The sequence below is a fragment of the Fluviicola taffensis DSM 16823 genome (assembly GCF_000194605.1).
In the GTDB taxonomy this organism is placed as follows: domain Bacteria; phylum Bacteroidota; class Bacteroidia; order Flavobacteriales_D; family Crocinitomicaceae; genus Fluviicola; species Fluviicola taffensis.
In genome coordinates this window covers 2,970,477-2,987,530 of sequence record NC_015321.1, presented here as the reverse complement: position 1 = coordinate 2,987,530, position 17,054 = coordinate 2,970,477, and the positions used below count along the sequence as shown (strand labels likewise).

20 protein-coding genes are annotated in these 17,054 nt (G+C 37.2%); 14 read left to right on the top strand and 6 right to left on the bottom strand.

Going from position 1 to position 17,054, the window contains the following annotated elements; all coding sequences use genetic code 11:
- The first annotated feature begins 9 nt into the window (after nt 1–9).
- The gene (locus FLUTA_RS13000) at nt 10–549 is read left to right on the top strand and encodes an SRPBCC family protein (protein WP_013687343.1); all 540 of its coding nucleotides are present in this window, start codon (nt 10–12) and stop codon (nt 547–549) included.
- Between the two features lie 145 nt (nt 550–694).
- Here the strand turns inward: FLUTA_RS13000 and FLUTA_RS12995 are convergent, their stop codons facing one another.
- Nucleotides 695–2,437: a T9SS type A sorting domain-containing protein gene (locus FLUTA_RS12995; protein ID WP_013687342.1), complete on the bottom strand. Its 1,743-nt coding sequence runs from the start codon at nt 2,435–2,437 to the stop codon at nt 695–697.
- A gap of 825 nt (nt 2,438–3,262) precedes the next feature.
- Here FLUTA_RS12995 and FLUTA_RS12990 point away from each other — a divergent pair.
- From FLUTA_RS12990 to FLUTA_RS12935, 12 genes are all read left to right on the top strand, one after another.
- Nucleotides 3,263–3,505 carry a type II toxin-antitoxin system ParD family antitoxin gene (locus FLUTA_RS12990; protein ID WP_013687341.1) on the top strand — a complete coding sequence of 81 codons (243 nt, stop codon included), beginning with the start codon at nt 3,263–3,265 and terminating at the stop codon, nt 3,503–3,505.
- Nucleotides 3,506–3,799 (top strand): type II toxin-antitoxin system RelE/ParE family toxin, encoded by a 294-nt coding sequence (locus FLUTA_RS12985; protein ID WP_013687340.1) that lies wholly within the window; start codon nt 3,506–3,508, stop codon nt 3,797–3,799.
- A gap of 211 nt (nt 3,800–4,010) precedes the next feature.
- Complete coding sequence (locus FLUTA_RS12980; protein ID WP_013687339.1) at nt 4,011–4,940, top strand: NAD(P)-dependent alcohol dehydrogenase; 930 nt, start codon at nt 4,011–4,013, stop codon at nt 4,938–4,940.
- 123 nt (nt 4,941–5,063) lie between these two features.
- Nucleotides 5,064–5,636 (top strand): hypothetical protein, encoded by a 573-nt coding sequence (locus FLUTA_RS12975; RefSeq protein WP_013687338.1) that lies wholly within the window; start codon nt 5,064–5,066, stop codon nt 5,634–5,636.
- A gap of 281 nt (nt 5,637–5,917) precedes the next feature.
- Nucleotides 5,918–6,133, top strand: a complete 216-nt coding sequence (locus FLUTA_RS12970; RefSeq protein ID WP_013687337.1) for a hypothetical protein — start codon at nt 5,918–5,920, stop codon at nt 6,131–6,133.
- A gap of 107 nt (nt 6,134–6,240) precedes the next feature.
- Complete coding sequence (locus FLUTA_RS12965; RefSeq protein WP_148235441.1) at nt 6,241–6,816, top strand: hypothetical protein; 576 nt, start codon at nt 6,241–6,243, stop codon at nt 6,814–6,816.
- Nucleotides 6,817–6,947: 131 nt separating this feature from the next.
- Nucleotides 6,948–7,538 carry a uracil-DNA glycosylase family protein gene (locus FLUTA_RS12960; RefSeq protein ID WP_013687335.1) on the top strand — a complete coding sequence of 197 codons (591 nt, stop codon included), beginning with the start codon at nt 6,948–6,950 and terminating at the stop codon, nt 7,536–7,538.
- Nucleotides 7,539–8,130: 592 nt separating this feature from the next.
- A complete protein-coding gene (locus FLUTA_RS12955) occupies nt 8,131–8,490 on the top strand; it encodes a DUF4180 domain-containing protein (RefSeq protein WP_013687334.1) in 360 nt (119 codons plus the stop codon).
- Nucleotides 8,491–8,578: 88 nt separating this feature from the next.
- Nucleotides 8,579–9,538 carry a 2-hydroxyacid dehydrogenase gene (locus FLUTA_RS12950; RefSeq protein ID WP_043023814.1) on the top strand — a complete coding sequence of 320 codons (960 nt, stop codon included), beginning with the start codon at nt 8,579–8,581 and terminating at the stop codon, nt 9,536–9,538.
- 9 nt (nt 9,539–9,547) lie between these two features.
- A complete protein-coding gene (locus FLUTA_RS12945; protein WP_013687332.1) occupies nt 9,548–10,036 on the top strand; it encodes a DUF3592 domain-containing protein in 489 nt (162 codons plus the stop codon).
- Between the two features lies 1 nt (nt 10,037).
- A complete protein-coding gene (locus FLUTA_RS12940) occupies nt 10,038–10,724 on the top strand; it encodes a hypothetical protein (RefSeq protein WP_013687331.1) in 687 nt (228 codons plus the stop codon).
- 70 nt (nt 10,725–10,794) lie between these two features.
- Entirely contained in the window at nt 10,795–11,271 is a 477-nt protein-coding gene (locus FLUTA_RS12935; RefSeq protein WP_013687330.1) for a hypothetical protein, read from the top strand.
- A 260-nt stretch (nt 11,272–11,531) separates the two neighbouring features.
- On the opposite strand, the gene FLUTA_RS12930 is transcribed toward FLUTA_RS12935, so the two are convergent.
- Genes FLUTA_RS12930 through FLUTA_RS12910 form a run of 5 tightly spaced genes read right to left on the bottom strand, consistent with a single transcriptional unit; the run spans nt 11,532 to nt 16,183 of the window.
- Nucleotides 11,532–12,983, bottom strand: coding sequence for a TIM44-like domain-containing protein (locus FLUTA_RS12930; protein WP_013687329.1), 1,452 nt, complete (start codon nt 12,981–12,983; stop codon nt 11,532–11,534).
- A 40-nt stretch (nt 12,984–13,023) separates the two neighbouring features.
- On the bottom strand, nt 13,024–14,136 hold the full coding sequence (locus FLUTA_RS12925) for an SPFH domain-containing protein (protein WP_013687328.1): 1,113 nt from the start codon (nt 14,134–14,136) through the stop codon (nt 13,024–13,026).
- Between the two features lie 41 nt (nt 14,137–14,177).
- The gene (locus FLUTA_RS12920) at nt 14,178–15,233 is read right to left on the bottom strand and encodes an Imm10 family immunity protein (protein ID WP_013687327.1); all 1,056 of its coding nucleotides are present in this window, start codon (nt 15,231–15,233) and stop codon (nt 14,178–14,180) included.
- Nucleotides 15,234–15,263: 30 nt separating this feature from the next.
- Nucleotides 15,264–15,692: a hypothetical protein gene (locus FLUTA_RS12915; RefSeq protein WP_013687326.1), complete on the bottom strand. Its 429-nt coding sequence runs from the start codon at nt 15,690–15,692 to the stop codon at nt 15,264–15,266.
- An 11-nt stretch (nt 15,693–15,703) separates the two neighbouring features.
- On the bottom strand, nt 15,704–16,183 hold the full coding sequence (locus FLUTA_RS12910) for a hypothetical protein (protein ID WP_013687325.1): 480 nt from the start codon (nt 16,181–16,183) through the stop codon (nt 15,704–15,706).
- Between the two features lie 136 nt (nt 16,184–16,319).
- Here FLUTA_RS12910 and FLUTA_RS12905 point away from each other — a divergent pair, with 136 nt between their 5' ends.
- On the top strand, nt 16,320–17,024 hold the full coding sequence (locus tag FLUTA_RS12905) for a LytR/AlgR family response regulator transcription factor (protein ID WP_013687324.1): 705 nt from the start codon (nt 16,320–16,322) through the stop codon (nt 17,022–17,024).
- The last annotated feature ends 30 nt before the right edge of the window (nt 17,025–17,054 follow it).

The window sequence follows — 17,054 nt, the reverse complement described above, 5'->3', positions numbered from 1 at the left end:
TTTAAAGCTATGATGATTGTTTGGATTATTCTTGGTGCGATTGGCGGACTGATTGCCCTTGTATTCATTATTGCTGCTTTCAGCAAGAAAGATTTTGCCGTAGAACGCACCATCACAGTCAACAAACCACTACCTGAAACATATGATTTCCTGACATCCCTGCAAAAGCAGGATCTTTGGAGCAAATGGACCCAATTGGATCCGGACATGAAGAAAACCTACATCGGTACGGACAAAACTGTTGGATTTATTTCCAAATGGGAAAGCCAGCACAAAAAAGTAGGTGAAGGCGAACAAGAAATCAAAAAACTAATCCCAAATCAACGAATTGAAAACGAGATCCGCTTCCTGAAGCCGATGCAAAGCAGTGCAAATGTATACTTTACAGTAAATGCAGTAAATGAAAGTCAGACTAAAGTTGCGTGGGGATTCAACAGTAAAACTCCATTTCCATTCAATGTTTTTATGCTTTTGGTAAACATGGAAAATCTGGTTGGAAAAGATTTCGAAGAAGGATTGGGGAATATGAAGAAGAATATTGAAGCTTAAGAGCAGTGAAGACTAGAGACAAAAGACTTTAGACTAAATCTTAGTCTTATGCATTGATTTTAGTATGTTTATTCAAACATCTAAAACTACGACGGGACACTATTCAGCTTATGTGAATCAAGTCTCTTGTCTTGAGTCTATCGTCTTAAGTCCTTTTAACAATCATTTTCCGAATAAAAACTCCATCTTTCTCCAATTCGACTAAATAAACCCCATTCTGCAATTCATTCAAGGAAATCATTACCTGATTCGTTCCAGAAAAATCGACTTGTAGTGCCTTCACCACTTCTCCTGAAACACTCAAAATGCGTAATTCGATCATTTCTAAAGACTTGGCGCTTTCTAGTTGAATCGTGAGGTTTTCTGAAGCTGGATTTGGGAAAAACGATACTGTTGATTCAGCAAATAATTCGTTCAAAGAAGTTGTTTCCGACTGAATAATTGCTTGAACCGTTACTGAACACCCATTTTGATCCGTAATTACACAGGTATATGTTCCTGCACACAAATTACTCGCTGTAGCAGTTGTTTGATTCTGTGGATCATTCCATTGATACAAATATGGTGCCTCGCCTCCCGTTGCAACCGCGAAGGTTTGACCGTTACACGTTCCATCATCCAATCCTGGAAAAACACTTGCTGTTAAAGGGTTATTAGCCGTTACTTCGAAGCAAACGACATCAGAAAGTCCGTTGTTGTCGGTTACTGTTACACAATAACTTCCTGCAGATAAATTAGTAGCCGTCGCAGAAGTTTGTGGACCTGCATTTGCTGTCCATTGATACGTGTATGGAGTCTGACCCAAATTTGGATGAACTGTTACACTTGTTCCACCTGTTTGACACGCTCCACCTGTCATTGTCAGCGTTAAATTCAATCCATTTGTGGTTGGAATCGTTACTGTAGCATCTAATTTTACAGGCAAATGATCCGAAGAGTAATACAATGCTCGCACAACAGAATCCGGATATTGGGAATTCGTTCCCGTCAAAAGACTTTGATTGTAATGGTTTCCATCGTTTCCAATTGCTTTATACGAAGAAGTCGTGTATTGCAATAAGTTAGCCCCATTCATCACATTTTGTGATACTAGAATGTGATCAAAACGATCGTCTAATCCGCCAGTAACACCACAATCTGTAGAACCACTTACTCGTGGAGATTGCGTGTGAATAGCAGCAAATGAGCTATTATTCGTCCAATTTCCAGAGATATTGATTGGATCTTTCAAAGAAGAAGCGCCTCCCGTGATTAAATTTTGGTAGCATACTTCACTGCTTCTGTAAGTATTCAAATCACCACAAACAAACAAATGTCGTCCTTGTGGTCGCGCATCCAAAACGGTACGCAACAAAGCTGTTTGCTCAGCACGCGTTGCCTGCTCAGCACTTGCACTTCCCGCTTTCAAATGACACATAAACACTTCGATAAAACACGTATCGTGGTGCTGTGGCAAAGTATTGTCGTTGACATACAAAATGTAATGATTGATATCGCGCACACCTGTTTGGATGATACGTTGTTCTTTTAAAGTGAGTTTATTCGAATTGTAGAACAACATATTCTGCAAGTCTCCCCCACTAGAGTTCGAGATAAAAGCCGCACGTTGGTAATAAGTCGTTCCAAAAACATTGAGCGAGCGATTCAAAACACTATCGCACCCTGCAGCCGTTTGAATCTCACAACCAGCCAAAATATCTGGTTTCAGGTATTGCATAATCTTGCGCAGAGTATCCGCCCGATTGGGAAGATTGGTATTTCCACCACCACAATCGTTTCTTCCGTTGGGGAAGTTCAATAAATTGTAGGAAACAATGCGAAGCGGAACCATTTGTGCCGAAGCAGCAATTCCAAAAGCCATCAAAAGAGCAAGTAATGCGTATTTCATGGTGTAAAATTACGACGGAAAAATGCTGGAAACCAATAATAAATGAAGGAATATTGAGTAAATCGGTTTAGTTAAACCCCTCACGTGTCAGGTCGAGTGAAATACGAAGGATGAGTATTTATTATCGAGACCGACACAGGATGTAAATGAATTTCTCCCACGGACGAGCACAGAAGAACACAGAGGAAGGATTATTCAACTCATAATAAACCTCCTTAACTAAACTATCTACCTCTACTTATCTTTGTCTACTTCCTTCTTAAAAAGTTACTCATCAACTTCATTGTAAAGGGTCACTTACTCCTTTGTAAGGGTTATTTTCTCTTTTGTAATACCTCATCAACTCAATTGTAAGGGGTCACTTTCTCCTTTGTAATACCTAATCGACTCTATTGTATGACTAACTTACTCCATTGTAATACCCCATCGAGTCCATTGTAAGGGGTACTTTCCTGCTTTGTAATACCTCATTGATGGCTTTGCAAGGGGTGTCTTCCCACTTTGTAATCCCCTATCTACTCAATTGTATGACTCACTTTCTTCTTTGTAATACCTCATCAACTCGATTGTAAGAGACATCTTATTGCTTTGTAAACCCCTATCTACTCAATTGTAAGCCATTCACGTGCGTTTGTCAGTCGAAGTTCCCAAAGAATTACGGAGAAGTATATCAGATATTAAAATATTTTCTACTTTGCGGGCAAATAACTGAAACACTATTTGCATACATGGATATCGTTATTATCCATTATCTGATATTTTCAAAAAACCGTTGTGAAATTTGAAAAGTTACCACTTTTTGGTAACTTAGCTAAAAAGTAAAACATGGGACGTAATACATCTATATCTCTAGGAAATCATTTTGAGAGTTTTATTGAAAGCACTGTCAATAAAGGTCGGTTCAATAATGCAAGTGAAGTTGTACGTGCTGGTCTTCGCCTTCTTGAAGAGGAAGAAAACAAAATTATTTCGTTACGAAAAGCAATTCAAGAAGGGATTGATAGCGGAATTGCTGAAGATTTTGAGTCTAATCAGTTTTTAGAAAGTCTAAAAGCGAGAAAAAAATAGATGGCTAATTATAAATTTACTAGAAGAGCGCTCAACGATCTAATAGAAATTTGGGATTATACCGTTGAAGAATGGTCAGAAAATCAAGCTGAGAAATATTATAACTTACTAATTGCCTCATGCATGGATTTGGCTAGTAATCCAAAACTTGGAAAACCCTATGAAATTCTTTCACTAAATGTTCTCGGTTATAAATGTGGTGAACATCTTATTTTCTATCGAGAAATTTCTAAAAATGAGATAGAAATTGAAAGAGTTTTACATGTACAGATGGACTTGAAAAGTAAAATATAGAAAAACCACAGATTTGTGTCTCTTACATCAAGCTGACGCGAGTAGCTTGTCCCCAAAGCTGGTGCGAGCGTCACGCTCGTACATTATAGAAACAACTAGCCACTTCCTCCATCCGCTAACAAATCCCTTCTCACCTTTCATCACAACACCGCTTTGAAGCTAAAGATCACCTTTTATCTTGCAATCTCAAACCCCTTCGTGCAAAGAGAATATGAAAGCAATTGTATACAGAAACTATGGAACTCCAGATGTCCTTCAACCCGAAGAACTTCCAAAACCGATTCCTCAGGGAAAAGAATTGTTAGTTCGGGTTCGGGCAAGTTCTGTTACAGCAGGAACTATTTGGATGCGCAGAGGAGTATTTCCTGGTTCTAAACTCTTCACTATTCTTTTGCGCTTATTCACGGGAATCACCAAACCCAAGCGCCCTGTTTTAGGGCTTGAATTTTCAGGAATCGTGGAAGCAATTGGAAATCATGTGACCCAATTTCAAGTGGGCGATGAAGTCTATGGAACGACCACAGGTTTGAAACAAGGCGCTTATGCCGAATATGTCTGCATTCCCGAAAGCGGGAAACAAGGCGTTGTTGCACACAAGCCAAAAGAACTCACGTTTGAAGAAGCCGCAACCCTTCCCATTGGGGCCATGACTGCACTAAATTTACTCTTGAAAGCCAAGATCGAAAAATCTGATAAAATACTCATTTACGGTGCTTCGGGAAGTGTGGGTACTTATGCTGTTCAATTGGCTAATCAATTTGGAGCACAGGTTACAGCAGTTTGCAGTAATGCCAACTTGGACCTCGCAAAGTCGATTGGAGCTTACGAAGCCATTGCTTACGACCGAACCGATATTCCTCGATTGGGCGCACGATTTGACATCATCTTTGATGCTGTTGGAAAAATTCCCGCTTCACAATTGAAACCCTTACTGGTTAAAACAGGAAGGTACGTTTCAATTAAATCGATGACCTCTGAGAAAAAACACTACCTCGATCTTTTCCAGCAATACATTTCTGAAGGAAATTTGAAACCCGTAATAGACAGAACATACCCACTAGATCAAGTACGTGAGGCACACGAGTATGTGGAATTGGGACACAAAAAAGGAAATGTAGTCGTTGTAGTTGCAGATAAATAGTGAATCGAATTGTTTCTCTTAGATTAAGATCGGAATATCTTTCACATAGAAATCACCAACCTCTTTTGAGAATAAAACGTTACTACTCATAACTCACAAATTAAAAACATTAATCTCGAACTTATGAGAACACCTTTATTCTTTCTTTTAATTGGTTTAATTTTTTTTAGTTGTAAAAAAGATAAAATTCAACCAACAATTAGTTCAAACTATTACCAATCAAGCGGAAATCTCTTGATCTTAAAAATTGGGGATTCGTTGGAATCTGTTTATGAATACAATTTAGCATCTTCGGAACTCACGAATGATTCATTACCTCTGTATATCGACACAAATTCGAATGTAGTGAACGATTATACCTATTGGAAATTTAGTCCAAATCCAGATACTTTACTTTGGAATTCATCAACTGACTTTTCCTTTCTGACTTCCGAAATCGATAAAACCAAATTACAACTATTAAACTATTCAATTCCATTTGATTCTACTAAATTTCAGTTATTGTTTCCTCAAAGTAACATTAACTGTTCACTCGTTTGGTCAAAAATTTCAAATTTAGACATTGTAAAAACATATCGAAATTCCTATCCCAACTCAAAAATTGGATTGAGTAAAGTACTTATAAATGAATATGATGAAAGTATAGGATTTACTGTCCCTCGGATAAAGTTTTTGGTATTTTTAGTCAAGGAATAACGCACAACCGTTCACATAATGATGGATAAAAACCCTCCATAAACAATAGAGAGGTATAAAAACGAACTGTCCCCTCATGGAAAAGCTACGATCAATGAACCAATTTTAAAGAAAACCTGGAAAAGCTCAGGAGATTTTCCATTTGTTATTTATTTCTTCCGCGACCTTGGCTATTCTCATTTGTTACTTTATCCTATGGAGATTTATTAAAGTTTCTCATCAAAACCCTTCAACATCCTATTTTAAAATATCTTTGCACTCAGAAACAAATTTGTCTCAAGATGAAAAAAACAGGAATCCTTTTAATCGCCCTTTCTAGTTTATTGCTTTGTAACTGTAAGAAAATACGTACTTGCGAGTGCACAAACCCTGGAGGTACCATCGAAGCGTTTAAGATTAAATCGAACAAAGAAGCTGCTGAGAAAGAGTGTCAAAATTACTACGATCACAACTATGGAAATATTCCAATGAACGAAACGAGTTGCAAGATTAAATAACGGAAATCAATGCACGTTTTTATGCTCTTCGTGGTTAAAGTGAAACCGCAAGATCTATGAAGAACAAAGGAAATATTCCTAACTTAGAACTTCACAAATCAAAAGGCATGCATTTCAAACTTCTTTCAATCACACTTAGCCTAATTTGCTTAATCTCTTGTTCGGGGAACGAATCGACTACTGATTCCGAAGCGAAAGAACGGGCAGAATTATTAAAGGATCCCGAAAGCACTCAAAAAACGAAACCCGATTTACTCGCTACTATTCCTTTCATAAAACTTCCAGTGGTTGATTCCACCAATTTTGACAATTGCAATGGCGAAAATAAACTTTCCGAAAAGATTATATCCAAATTAAAATTGAGAAGTATCGATTCGAATTACGAGAACTTTCATGCAAGATACCGCATCGCTCTATCAACTCCTGTAGACATGATTGTAATCACCTTAGCAGCAGAATACGAAATGAAAACCTACCTGATTTCCTACACGAAAGAAGATTATCAAGTCATTGACAAAGTGATGATCTCCTATGACGAGATTGCAGAATCTGCATTCTATTCAGTAGGGAAAATAACCGCAAATGAAGTGGTGGTGACCAACTATAATTACATGGGTGAAGAACCCGTTATTGATGTGAAGAAGTACCGTATCGAGAAAACTGGGAAGTTCATTGAAAAGTGAAAACCTCCCTGTCAGTTCGAGTTTCCCACATGTCGTTCTCGATAAGTCCGACTAAAATGTCGGACACTCGAACTGACAATTGTGGGAAGTATCGAGAAGTACAAGGAGGTGGAAAATGATTATTTTAGAGGATGCAAAAAGAACTTCATCCTTGGAACTGGTTTGCTCCCGAAAAAAGCAAAGTCTTGATTGTTGGAACCTTTCCCCCGACCACCAGAAACTGGTCCTTCGATTTCTTTTATCCAAACAAAGCCAATCAATTCTGGAAAGTCATTGCTCGAATTTCGAATACGGAGTTGGTATATCAAACGGGAGAATTAGCCGTTGAAGAACGGAAAAGCCTCTTGCGAAAATTGCACGTAGCTATCACCGATATGGGAAAACATATTTTGCGCAACGACAATAGTTCATTGGATGAAAATCTGAAGATTGTGGAGTACATGAATATCTTTCAGATTTTGGATGAAAACCCAACGATTCAAAAAATCATTTTCACCAGCAGTTCTGGGAAAGAAAGCGCTGCAAGGTGGTTCAATCAGTTTTTGGCAAGTCACGAAATCAAACACCGATTTCCAACGGGAAAAAGACCCATCAAAAGTTCCTTTCAATATCAAGACAGAACCATTGAACTAGTTGTTTTGTATTCGACTTCTCCAAGAGCTGCCAATCGGATTTCATTTGAAAGTTTGGTGGAGTTGTACAAGAATGAAATCACTTTATAATGCCTCTATTGAAAACAAAAATTTCATTTTCCACTTTTTCAGTCGCCAAAAAGTGGAACAAAAGTCTTGTCTCATTCCAAGCCGTTCGCTAAAAAGTCCTTTAGCTTTGTTTTAATTCAAAAAGAATGGATTGCGCTGCGCTATATCCAAACGACAACCTAAAGCAGTTTTACAAACACTTTAGGTTTTACGCTTTTTGATAAAACTACAGCTCAGGACTTTTCTTAACACTCACTTCGAGGAATGAGACCCAAATCCTCGTTAGAATGAATAAATCGTTTAGCCGAAGCCAAAATAACCCAGCTTATGGGAATCTAAATCCGGCGCATTCGTGAACAAAATCGGGCACCTGTGAAGAAAATGACAGGGAAATTTCTCATACTGTTTGAGGAGGAACGACGAGTTTATGAGAAATTCTGTCATGACCTTCAAACAGGTCGATTGGTTTACCGCGCCTAGACTTTTTGCTACTTTTTCGGCAATGGAAAAAAGTAGAATATTGATTTAATAAATTGAAATTTATAAATTAACTACAGGGTGCTGAGGGCTCCAAGTTATATTTGTAATTCTTTGCAATAAAAAATAAAAAAGCATGCATATTGAATCACACGAAACAAACGGAATACAAATCGCGGAAATCACTTCCGACAACTACCTCATCGAAAAAGAGGAAGACGGCGTGGACTTGCTCGGAAATCTCTATTACCAAGGTTTCGACCGCATGATTATCTACGAAAAGAACATCAATCCTACTTTTTTCGATCTGAAGAACGGAATGGCAGGAGAAATGCTTCAAAAGTTTTCCAATTACCGCATGCGACTGGTGATTGTTGGAGATTTCTCTGCGTATACAGGCAAAAGCATCACCGATTTCATGTATGAAAGCAATCAGGGGAAACAAGTTAACTTTTTGAAGACATTGGAAGAAGCACTAGATAAATTAGCAATGTGATAATTATTAATTAGCAAAGTATAACACAATCACCTTGTTTGCTTCAGCTCTTCGTGGTAGCTTTATGCAACCGATTTTTTAAAACAACATGAAAATATTCGTAACCCGTCCAATCATGGACTTTGGTATGGAGCGTCTCCACAAAGCGGGAATTGATGTAACAGTTTGGGAAGAAGATCGCAATCTAACACCCGAAGAACTCGTTGCTCATTGTCAAAAAGTGGATGGCTTACTGAATGTTGGTATGAATCAGTTGAACCGCGAATTGATGGCTGCGTGCCCTAATTTGAAAGTCATTTCGCTCCATTCTGTGGGATATGACCACGTAGATTTGGAAGCGGCCAAAGAACTTGGAATAAAAGTTGGAAATACACCTGGAGTTCTCACAAATGCAACGGCAGATACTGCATTTCTCTTGATTCAATCCGTAGCACGAAATGCGTTCTACCTCAATCACCAAATCTTGGAAGATAACTGGAAAGCCAGCCAGGAAATTGAAAACTTTGGAATTGAACTACGCGGAAAAACATTGGGAATTTTTGGTTTGGGAAGTATTGGTTTTGCTTTAGCCAAACGATGCAAAGCGGTTTTCGATATGGAAATCATTTACCACAATCGTGGAAACAACGAAGAAGCAGAAAAGCTATTGGGTGCTAGACGGGTTGAATTGGAAGAATTGCTTGCTGAAAGCGATGTGATATCTATTCATGCAAATCTGACAACCGAGAATACTGGAATCTTTAACGACGAGGTTTTCCAGCAAATGAAACAGTCTGCTATTTTCATTAACACAGCTCGCGGAGGATTTCACAACGAATTGGACCTCATCCTCGCTTTACAAAAAAAGCACATTTGGGGAGCAGGATTGGATGTCACGAACCCAGAACCCATGCATGCAGACAATCCGCTTTTGACGATGCCGCACGTTTGTGTATTGCCGCATATTGGTTCTGCAACGCTCGAAACACGCACAGCCATGTTGGATCTGGCAATTGATAATTTGATTGCAGGATTGAATGGAAAACCATTGAAAACTGAATTAATCTAGATTAGTTTAATGAAGTCTCTTGAAAAATATTGGGTTGGAATAGTCATCATTTTTGGTCTATTCATGTTTATCAAACCTACTATTTGCCTTTTTATACTTGGAGGCTTAATAAGCTATGTATCTGGTTCCGGTTTTGCATTTATTCGAAAAATAAATCGAATTGGAATCACAGGTACTGGAAAAATTATCCGTTACGAATCAGATAGTGAAGGATCCAAAATGCCAATCGTTGAATTCATCACAAATTCTGGAGAATTGATTCAAGAGAGGCCGTATATTTATTCAACTTCAGATCTTAGCAAATTTAGAACTTACAAAAAACGAATCAATCAGTCATTTCCAATACTATATGATCCGAAAAATTCGAAGCATTTTGTTTTTGTAAATGAGAATAAATTCAACTTATTTCTCACTGTAATTTTTGGATTACTAGGAATAGGTATGATTAGCCTGGGGATTTGCAATTTAACAGGTTTGGTTCATCTATCATTTAATTAGTATGAAATTAATTTACGTTCTTCTAATCCTCATAGTTTGTTATTCTTGTTCTGAAGAGAAGAAAGAGATTCAAGCAATAGCTAAAACAGTCAGTAAACCAGAAATTACCTTAACCGATGATTCGAAAAATGTAGAGTACGTCGAGTTTAAAGCAGATACTGTATCGGGAATTCAAGTAAAGGGATTTGAAATTCAAGCCGCTTACCTACTCGATTCATTTTATGTTTTGGAAGGATATTATTCGTATCCCGACGGAAAAATTGTATATCCAAATACGGAAACAGATTACGGAAATCGACTGATGATTATCGATTCTCAAAAAAAGATGCGTTACAAATCATTAGGTTCTGGAGATTTGTATCTTTTCGAACCGCATTTTTACAAAAATAAACAGAACAACAAACGCTTTATTGTTTGTCAGCAGGCCTTTGAATATTACTGTGGTGCATCTGTATTTTTGTTTGAAAAAGGAAAAACAAATTACTTGGGCGATATCGACATTTCGGGGAAAGATCTGGAAACAAGTGTGATCGATATTTTAAAAATCAACGAATCAAAAGGCAAAACTATTTTCAGCTTCCAAGCAGATACCCTTTTAGTTCATCCAGGTGGTAAAAATGAACTATTCATCAAAAACAATGGAACCCGATATGTTTATGATGGAAAAGCATTCCGGTTTATCCGATAATCTAACATTAATAAAATCATACATGATATCAATTACATTCATATTCCAACTATTTTGATTACATTCAAGCATGTTCAAAGGTTATTTTATTTCAGTAATTTATTTCATAACCGCTCTCATTTTTGTAGTATTGGCTTGGTCTGAACAATCAGAAAGTCTAACAATTGTTTTTAATGAAACCTACATTGTCCTTCCAAAAAGTATTGTTTGGCTAGTACTTGCTGGATTGTTTATCTTTTTTGCAGGAATTTCCCTCTGTTTTGAGCTCTTCAGACAACGGATGAATAAATACCTTTTTGGAACTCATTATTTACTTACAATTATCAGTTTACTTATCATCTATTTTGCTATTCAGCAAGAACAGAAAGGAATGCCATCAATAACTTCTGACTACAGTGTATTAGAAGACATGCAAAATCAATCGGAAGAAACTACAGATTGGATTATCTATGCGTTTTACATGCTTGTTGGAGCACAAATCATTTTCGTACTGAATATTTTGATTTCTAGTATCCGAAACCGAAGACTGACCACTAGAGATTCGTAATCACTTAAATCGCTACAGAAAATTGGCTTTCAATAATCGTGTTTTTTGTTGGAGTAACTTTAACAAGTCTTAAATTCAAGTAACCAATTCAAAAATAAAGAAACTGAATAACGGACTGAATAATGATTATCAGCAATAAAATAAGACTAAAAACCTTCGTGAGATTCGTATCTGAAATGGCTAAAATAAAACCATGATAAACACAAATCTCACGAAGGTCTATACCATTAAAGGTATTTCAAGTCACAGGTAATTTTGTTTTATTTCACTTGATCAAAATCCGTTAAAACCCAATTTTTCGAAGGATCAACCACCAAGGCTTCACAATAAGTACAAGTATGATTGGTAGTATCTTCATACGGAGCTCCACAATTGGCGCATTCATAACTAAATGCAATATCTTTTTCTGGAGTACTCAATGCAGCAGTGTTTTTCGACAGCACCATTTTGAAAGTATGTTCAGCAATCGAAGGATCTAACTTCGTTAATTTCTTACCCAACTGAACTCGCTGATAATTGGCTGTTAATCTAAAGGACAATTGCAACTGAGCATTTTGAACAGTGTATGATTGCATGGTTACTTCTTTCAAATAAAGTCGGTCAAAGACAAACTCGCCTTGTTGTTTCTTTTGAGCAAGAATTTTATTCGCTACACCCTCATCCGAAAAACGAGCTAATTTTTTATTGGTGGCACCACTCCAAACTTCCATCACTTGCATAAACACGTTTGAAGCAATGTCTTCCATGCGCTGAATTGCAAAATGTGAATCGTTTTTCACCAACTCTTTCAAGCGCGAATCACCCAACAAATCATTTCCGCTTTTATAATCCTCGTCTTGCGTGATTTCGTTTAAAACCCAATCAAATGAAGCGTTATTGGTCAAAGTTTTACAATTCGAACAACGACTTACCTCTCCAAGTTGAAGTTCTAATAAAGAGCCACAATTGGGACAATTATTCGACAAGTACAAATCATTTTGAACAGAAACAGCAGTATCTTTTCGTTTGATAAAAGTCCAGATTTCGGTATCTGAATCGCCTTTGTATGACTCATTCAATTCCGGATACTTCTCACTTATGAAACGATCGTCCATTGAAAATGTAATCGATATATCTGCAGATTGATACTCACCATCAGTGCGAATATCCATTACAGAAACATCTTTTATTCGAACATTGCTCAAAGTATTGCTTTGTGTCAATTGCTTCATCATGATAAACTGTGCTGTAAATCTTTGATAAACACCATCCGACATCCATTTGCGCACTTTACTCAGATCTTGTTCTTCCCAAGCAGCTTGCAAAGCCATAAAGGAAGTACTCACCTTTTCTTCGGTCAACCCATCGGGAAATAATTTATTTCCTACAGTTGAAGCACCCGTAAAATCTTTGGCAATCACTGCTGATAAAGCTCCTCCAATTCCTCCACCAGACATTGCTCCTTTCAATCCAGTCATCAGTGAACTTTTAGAACCCGATCCAGAGCCTAATCCCAATCTTTTTCGAAGGATGAAATAAATGATTAGGACGACTGCTAAGCCAATTAATCCAGGAATTGTAAGTTTTGAGATTCCACCTCCAGTAGGCATCAGAAGTTCTTCTTTCTTTTCTCCTCCAGCACCCCCTACTCGAGCATACAAATCCACCGAATTGAAAAACAGGACAACAAGGACAAGTAACAATCTTAAAAAGGTTTTTTTAAGCAAATTCATGTGTGTATTTTTAAATAAATGATAATCTATAAAACCAATATTACATTGGAGGAAGTGGCGGCGGTTCATTTTGGAACAAAGCACCTAGCTCATCCACTCCACCTGCATCCAACCAACTTGCCATTCCGTTTTTCCAAACCTTTGAATCTCTTTTAAAAGTTCCGTTTTGAACCATTGAAGCAAGTATTTCCAAGGTAAAAGGTCCGTTTTGCTGACCATTCACTGCCACAAAATAAGCGCTTGCTTGTGGAAGTGGCGGTGGGGTTCCTGCACTTGGGGGTGTTGCTTGTGGGCTGTTCATAGCTTGAGACATTGAATTGGCAACCATATTTCCCATTCCCATTCCAACCCCCATTCCAACTCCCATTCCACCAATTCCTGGATTGGAAACAGCAGCTTCAATGCTATTTGCAGCTTTGAATTGTGTGAGTTTTTGCATGTCAATTCGATTCAAGCGAGAGTATTCAAAAATTTCTTTCTTGATATCGTCTGGCATAGAGACATTTTCCAATAAGAATTTAGTGATTTTCAACCCATATTCTTCGAAATCTTCGTTCATTTTTTCATGACAAAGCTTTGAAAGATCGTCAATGTTTGCAGCAATTTTATCAATCGGAATATTTCCACTAGCAACGAGATTCGAGAACTTTGACATAATCAAACTTCTCAATTGACCGTTTATTTCATCGGTTGTAAATTCTGAATCAGTTCCCGAAACTTCTTTTAAGAATTTTCCTGCATCTGTTACTCTGTAAGCAAAAGAACCAAAAGCTCTTAGCTCAATCATACCAAAACGCTCATCATCAATTGTAATGGCATTTTTTGTTCCCCATCGTTGATCTAAGAATTGCTTCGTTGAAACAAAAAACACATCTGCTTTAAATGGACTATCGAAACCATATTTCCATCCTTTCAACGTAGCAAGAATTGGCATGTTTTGAGTCTCTAAGGTGTGCATTCCTGGCTCAAAGACATCAGCCATTTTACCTTCGTTCAAAAAAACTGCTTGCTGTGATTCACGAACAGTTAGTTTTGCTTTCATTTTTATTTCATTCTGATAGCGTGGAAATTTCCATACAATCGTGTCATTGGTTTCATCATTCCACTCGATAATATCAATGAATTCATTCTTTATTTTATCAAAAAGTCCCATAATTTTTAGTTTTAAAAAATTAACTATTCAGATTATTAACATTATGATCTTGAGTCCAAATAATCCTGCAAGCACGCCTTGTAATGTACCCATTCAGTATCGGGTTCTGCGCTGAATCCTAAAGCCAGGTTCGGTAAATAACACAAAGCTGTATTTACACGTTCCATAAAATCACGTTCCGATAATTGCGTGTAAAGGAATAATTCATTCTTTTCGTCCTCAATGATAATCATGGAGATAATCGATTCGTAATCGGCTTCCATTACAGCCATCATCTCATTCAGAAAGGCTTCAAACAGTTCTTTCGAAGTTCCTTCTTTTTCAAAGGTTATTGCGACGCTTTGATTGTATTTCCCGGTTTCCTGAAGATTTCCGATATTGGTACGAAGGTTTACAATACCGCCGTTCTCAAAACCGAACGATCCTCTAGTCAAATCATACTCAATCCCATTCCAATTTTCTATTTCGGATGGTTTTTCTTTGGAGAGAACCAATACTGGGTGATCTTTGTACATGTGGTAAAGCGTGCGTTCCAAATACCCATACTTTGTATTAGAAATTAGGAAAGTAATCGTAAGAGTATCACGTTTCATGCGTTCTTTTCCTTCTTGGTCGAAATGGAATATCAAATTATTCCTGAACAACTCTACACGCTCAACACCTCCATAAATACTGTAACTTTGGTCATTTACAAGCATGTGAACACGTCCCTGAACATAATTTGCTATAAACTCATCATTCGGATCGTTATCAACACCATACTGCAAAATAACATGTCGATCTCCGTTTATAAATTCCGCCATTTGAACATTATTTTCGTTCACATACAAACGAACGTCTATTGCAATAAAATCAACAGGAGTGTCATCTTTTGGAGCTCCAGGAGCATTGTGAGGCATCATGTATTTTGCAAGCGCCATTGCAGTTTGTCCCATATCACTTACATCCGACATTTTTGCCGTGTAATGTGCATTTGCTTCGTCCCATTGAACAAGTGAAATTCCGTTTTCATTGCAAATTTTTGATTGCGCTTCTGGGTTTCCAAAAGCTCCAATCATTGCCAGATACATTTGTCCGTATTTGTCTATTCCTAACATAATTTTTAGTGTTTAATCGTTGTTTTTATTCTATTCACTCCATGAATTAATTCTTGGAAGCAGTGCTTCATCTTGGTAAAAAGATTCGTGTAATTCTTTGCATAATTTCAACTGTTCAATGGATCCTTCAGTCAAAACAAAGTTGAAATCCATCATCCCAACTCCTACATCTTCTCCTGAATCTGCATAAAAGAGACTTCCATACTCATCAAAATATTTCCAGAAATGATAGATGACTACTTCTGGGTGGTCTGTCAGCACCACATCATACAAATCCAAATTGGAATCATTCGTAAATTCTGCTTTACAAGAACCCATAAAGCTTTCAATACTTCCATCATTGCTATAAAAGGAATCAGATTTTGCTATCTTTTGCATTTCCTTTTGAAAAACATCCGACAACTCTTTGTAGTTTTCGATGCTTATTTCTCTGTAATTCTCAAAACTATATTTAGTCATCTATCAGCGAATTAATATACGAGTGAAATCAATGGTGCACCTGGTCCATCGGGTCGTTTTGCAAAAAGTGCTTCAATGACTCCCCAAGTGAATTCTCGTTGTTCGTTTAACTGTTCCGTCAACCAATTTTCATAGATGTCCAACACAGCATATTCCAATTCTGAAGGTCCATAACCCGTGCGCTCTGGGTTTAAATTGGGAAATAATTCTGCTGAAATTTGAGGGTACATAAATAGACTTCCCAATCTTCCTCTATAAAAAGACAGGCTCAGATTAACTTTCCAATCACCAATTTCGGCATCAGAAAGAAAGTAAAGAGTAGCATCTTTTTCTCTTTCGGGTTTGGGCTGTAAGGGAACATTAAAGTGTTTGGCTAATTCTTCCTCTAATGTGTCAGGGCCAAAACTGAATCCGTCATTCAATTTTATTGCTCCAGATACTTTGTCGATTATCGGATACCATAGCTTCTTCTCTTTTAAATTCGTCTTCATTGAAGTTCTTTCATTCATCTAATCAAATCTAGAATGTTTGTCTTCGAAACCCCTTAAAGAATATACGAACGTATCTTATTAATCGACTAATGAAATCACAACTCCGAATATTTGCTAAATTTGTGTGAGAGTAATTATGAGATATACAGTAATCGACGATAACGAAATGGATAGAATGATCATAGAATCATTCTTTAAACAGCATCTTGATTTTGAATTATTTGGAAGTTTTTCAGACCCAATTGAAGCTATTCATCAACTATCGAATTATCCGCCCGATGTGCTTTTTCTGGATATCGAAATGCCAAATCTAAACGGAATCGATTTTTTAAGATCCTTGCCCAAACCTCCCCTGTGTGTTTTCATTACCAGTCACCCCGAATTTGCATTGGATGCTTTTGAGTTATTTGCTTTGGATTATATCTTAAAACCCTTGACTCTGGATCGTTTCGAAGCAGCCGTTTCTCGCATAAAAAGCTTTATTGATATTCGAGAAAAGGCATTGAGCTATGAACATTATTTGGAAGATGACACTGTAATTATTCAAGAAGGATACAATACTCACCGTATTTTACTTTCCGAAATTTTATACCTCGAAGCTTTAAAAGATTACACCCGCATTTTCACCAAGAACAAAAGCTACATTACGCTTGGAAATATTAGTCGAATTTTGGAAAGTTTCAATACACCTCAATTCAAAAGGGTTCACCGAAGTTTTGCTATTAATCCAAGATATATCAATAGTATTATTGAAAACAACATCTTAATTGGTACCAATCAGATTCCAATTGGTAAAACATATAAAAGTACAGTCAGTGAATGGAAAAAATCTTCTTTCTGAATTTTTCAGCTATCTTGTCGCTAGGAACTA

Bases quoted from the DNA above. Each gene is read 5' to 3' on its own strand.
- FLUTA_RS12925 (WP_013687328.1), bottom strand. From the start codon at position 14,136: ATGGGACTTTTTGATAAAATAAAGAATGAATTCATTGATATTATCGAG.
- FLUTA_RS12905 (WP_013687324.1), top strand. From the start codon at position 16,320: ATGAGATATACAGTAATCGACGATAACGAAATGGATAGAATGATCATA.
- FLUTA_RS12920 (WP_013687327.1), bottom strand. From the start codon at position 15,233: ATGTTAGGAATAGACAAATACGGACAAATGTATCTGGCAATGATTGGA.
- FLUTA_RS12950 (WP_043023814.1), top strand. From the start codon at position 8,579: ATGAAAATATTCGTAACCCGTCCAATCATGGACTTTGGTATGGAGCGT.
- FLUTA_RS12990 (WP_013687341.1), top strand. From the start codon at position 3,263: ATGGGACGTAATACATCTATATCTCTAGGAAATCATTTTGAGAGTTTT.
- FLUTA_RS12935 (WP_013687330.1), top strand. From the start codon at position 10,795: ATGTTCAAAGGTTATTTTATTTCAGTAATTTATTTCATAACCGCTCTC.
- FLUTA_RS12980 (WP_013687339.1), top strand. From the start codon at position 4,011: ATGAAAGCAATTGTATACAGAAACTATGGAACTCCAGATGTCCTTCAA.
- FLUTA_RS12995 (WP_013687342.1), bottom strand. From the start codon at position 2,437: ATGAAATACGCATTACTTGCTCTTTTGATGGCTTTTGGAATTGCTGCT.
- FLUTA_RS12910 (WP_013687325.1), bottom strand. From the start codon at position 16,183: ATGAAGACGAATTTAAAAGAGAAGAAGCTATGGTATCCGATAATCGAC.
- FLUTA_RS12985 (WP_013687340.1), top strand. From the start codon at position 3,506: ATGGCTAATTATAAATTTACTAGAAGAGCGCTCAACGATCTAATAGAA.
- FLUTA_RS12940 (WP_013687331.1), top strand. From the start codon at position 10,038: ATGAAATTAATTTACGTTCTTCTAATCCTCATAGTTTGTTATTCTTGT.
- FLUTA_RS12965 (WP_148235441.1), top strand. From the start codon at position 6,241: ATGCATTTCAAACTTCTTTCAATCACACTTAGCCTAATTTGCTTAATC.
- FLUTA_RS12975 (WP_013687338.1), top strand. From the start codon at position 5,064: ATGAGAACACCTTTATTCTTTCTTTTAATTGGTTTAATTTTTTTTAGT.
- FLUTA_RS12960 (WP_013687335.1), top strand. From the start codon at position 6,948: ATGCAAAAAGAACTTCATCCTTGGAACTGGTTTGCTCCCGAAAAAAGC.
- FLUTA_RS12915 (WP_013687326.1), bottom strand. From the start codon at position 15,692: ATGACTAAATATAGTTTTGAGAATTACAGAGAAATAAGCATCGAAAAC.
- FLUTA_RS12945 (WP_013687332.1), top strand. From the start codon at position 9,548: ATGAAGTCTCTTGAAAAATATTGGGTTGGAATAGTCATCATTTTTGGT.
- FLUTA_RS12930 (WP_013687329.1), bottom strand. From the start codon at position 12,983: ATGAATTTGCTTAAAAAAACCTTTTTAAGATTGTTACTTGTCCTTGTT.
- FLUTA_RS12955 (WP_013687334.1), top strand. From the start codon at position 8,131: ATGCATATTGAATCACACGAAACAAACGGAATACAAATCGCGGAAATC.
- FLUTA_RS12970 (WP_013687337.1), top strand. From the start codon at position 5,918: ATGAAAAAAACAGGAATCCTTTTAATCGCCCTTTCTAGTTTATTGCTT.
- FLUTA_RS13000 (WP_013687343.1), top strand. From the start codon at position 10: ATGATGATTGTTTGGATTATTCTTGGTGCGATTGGCGGACTGATTGCC.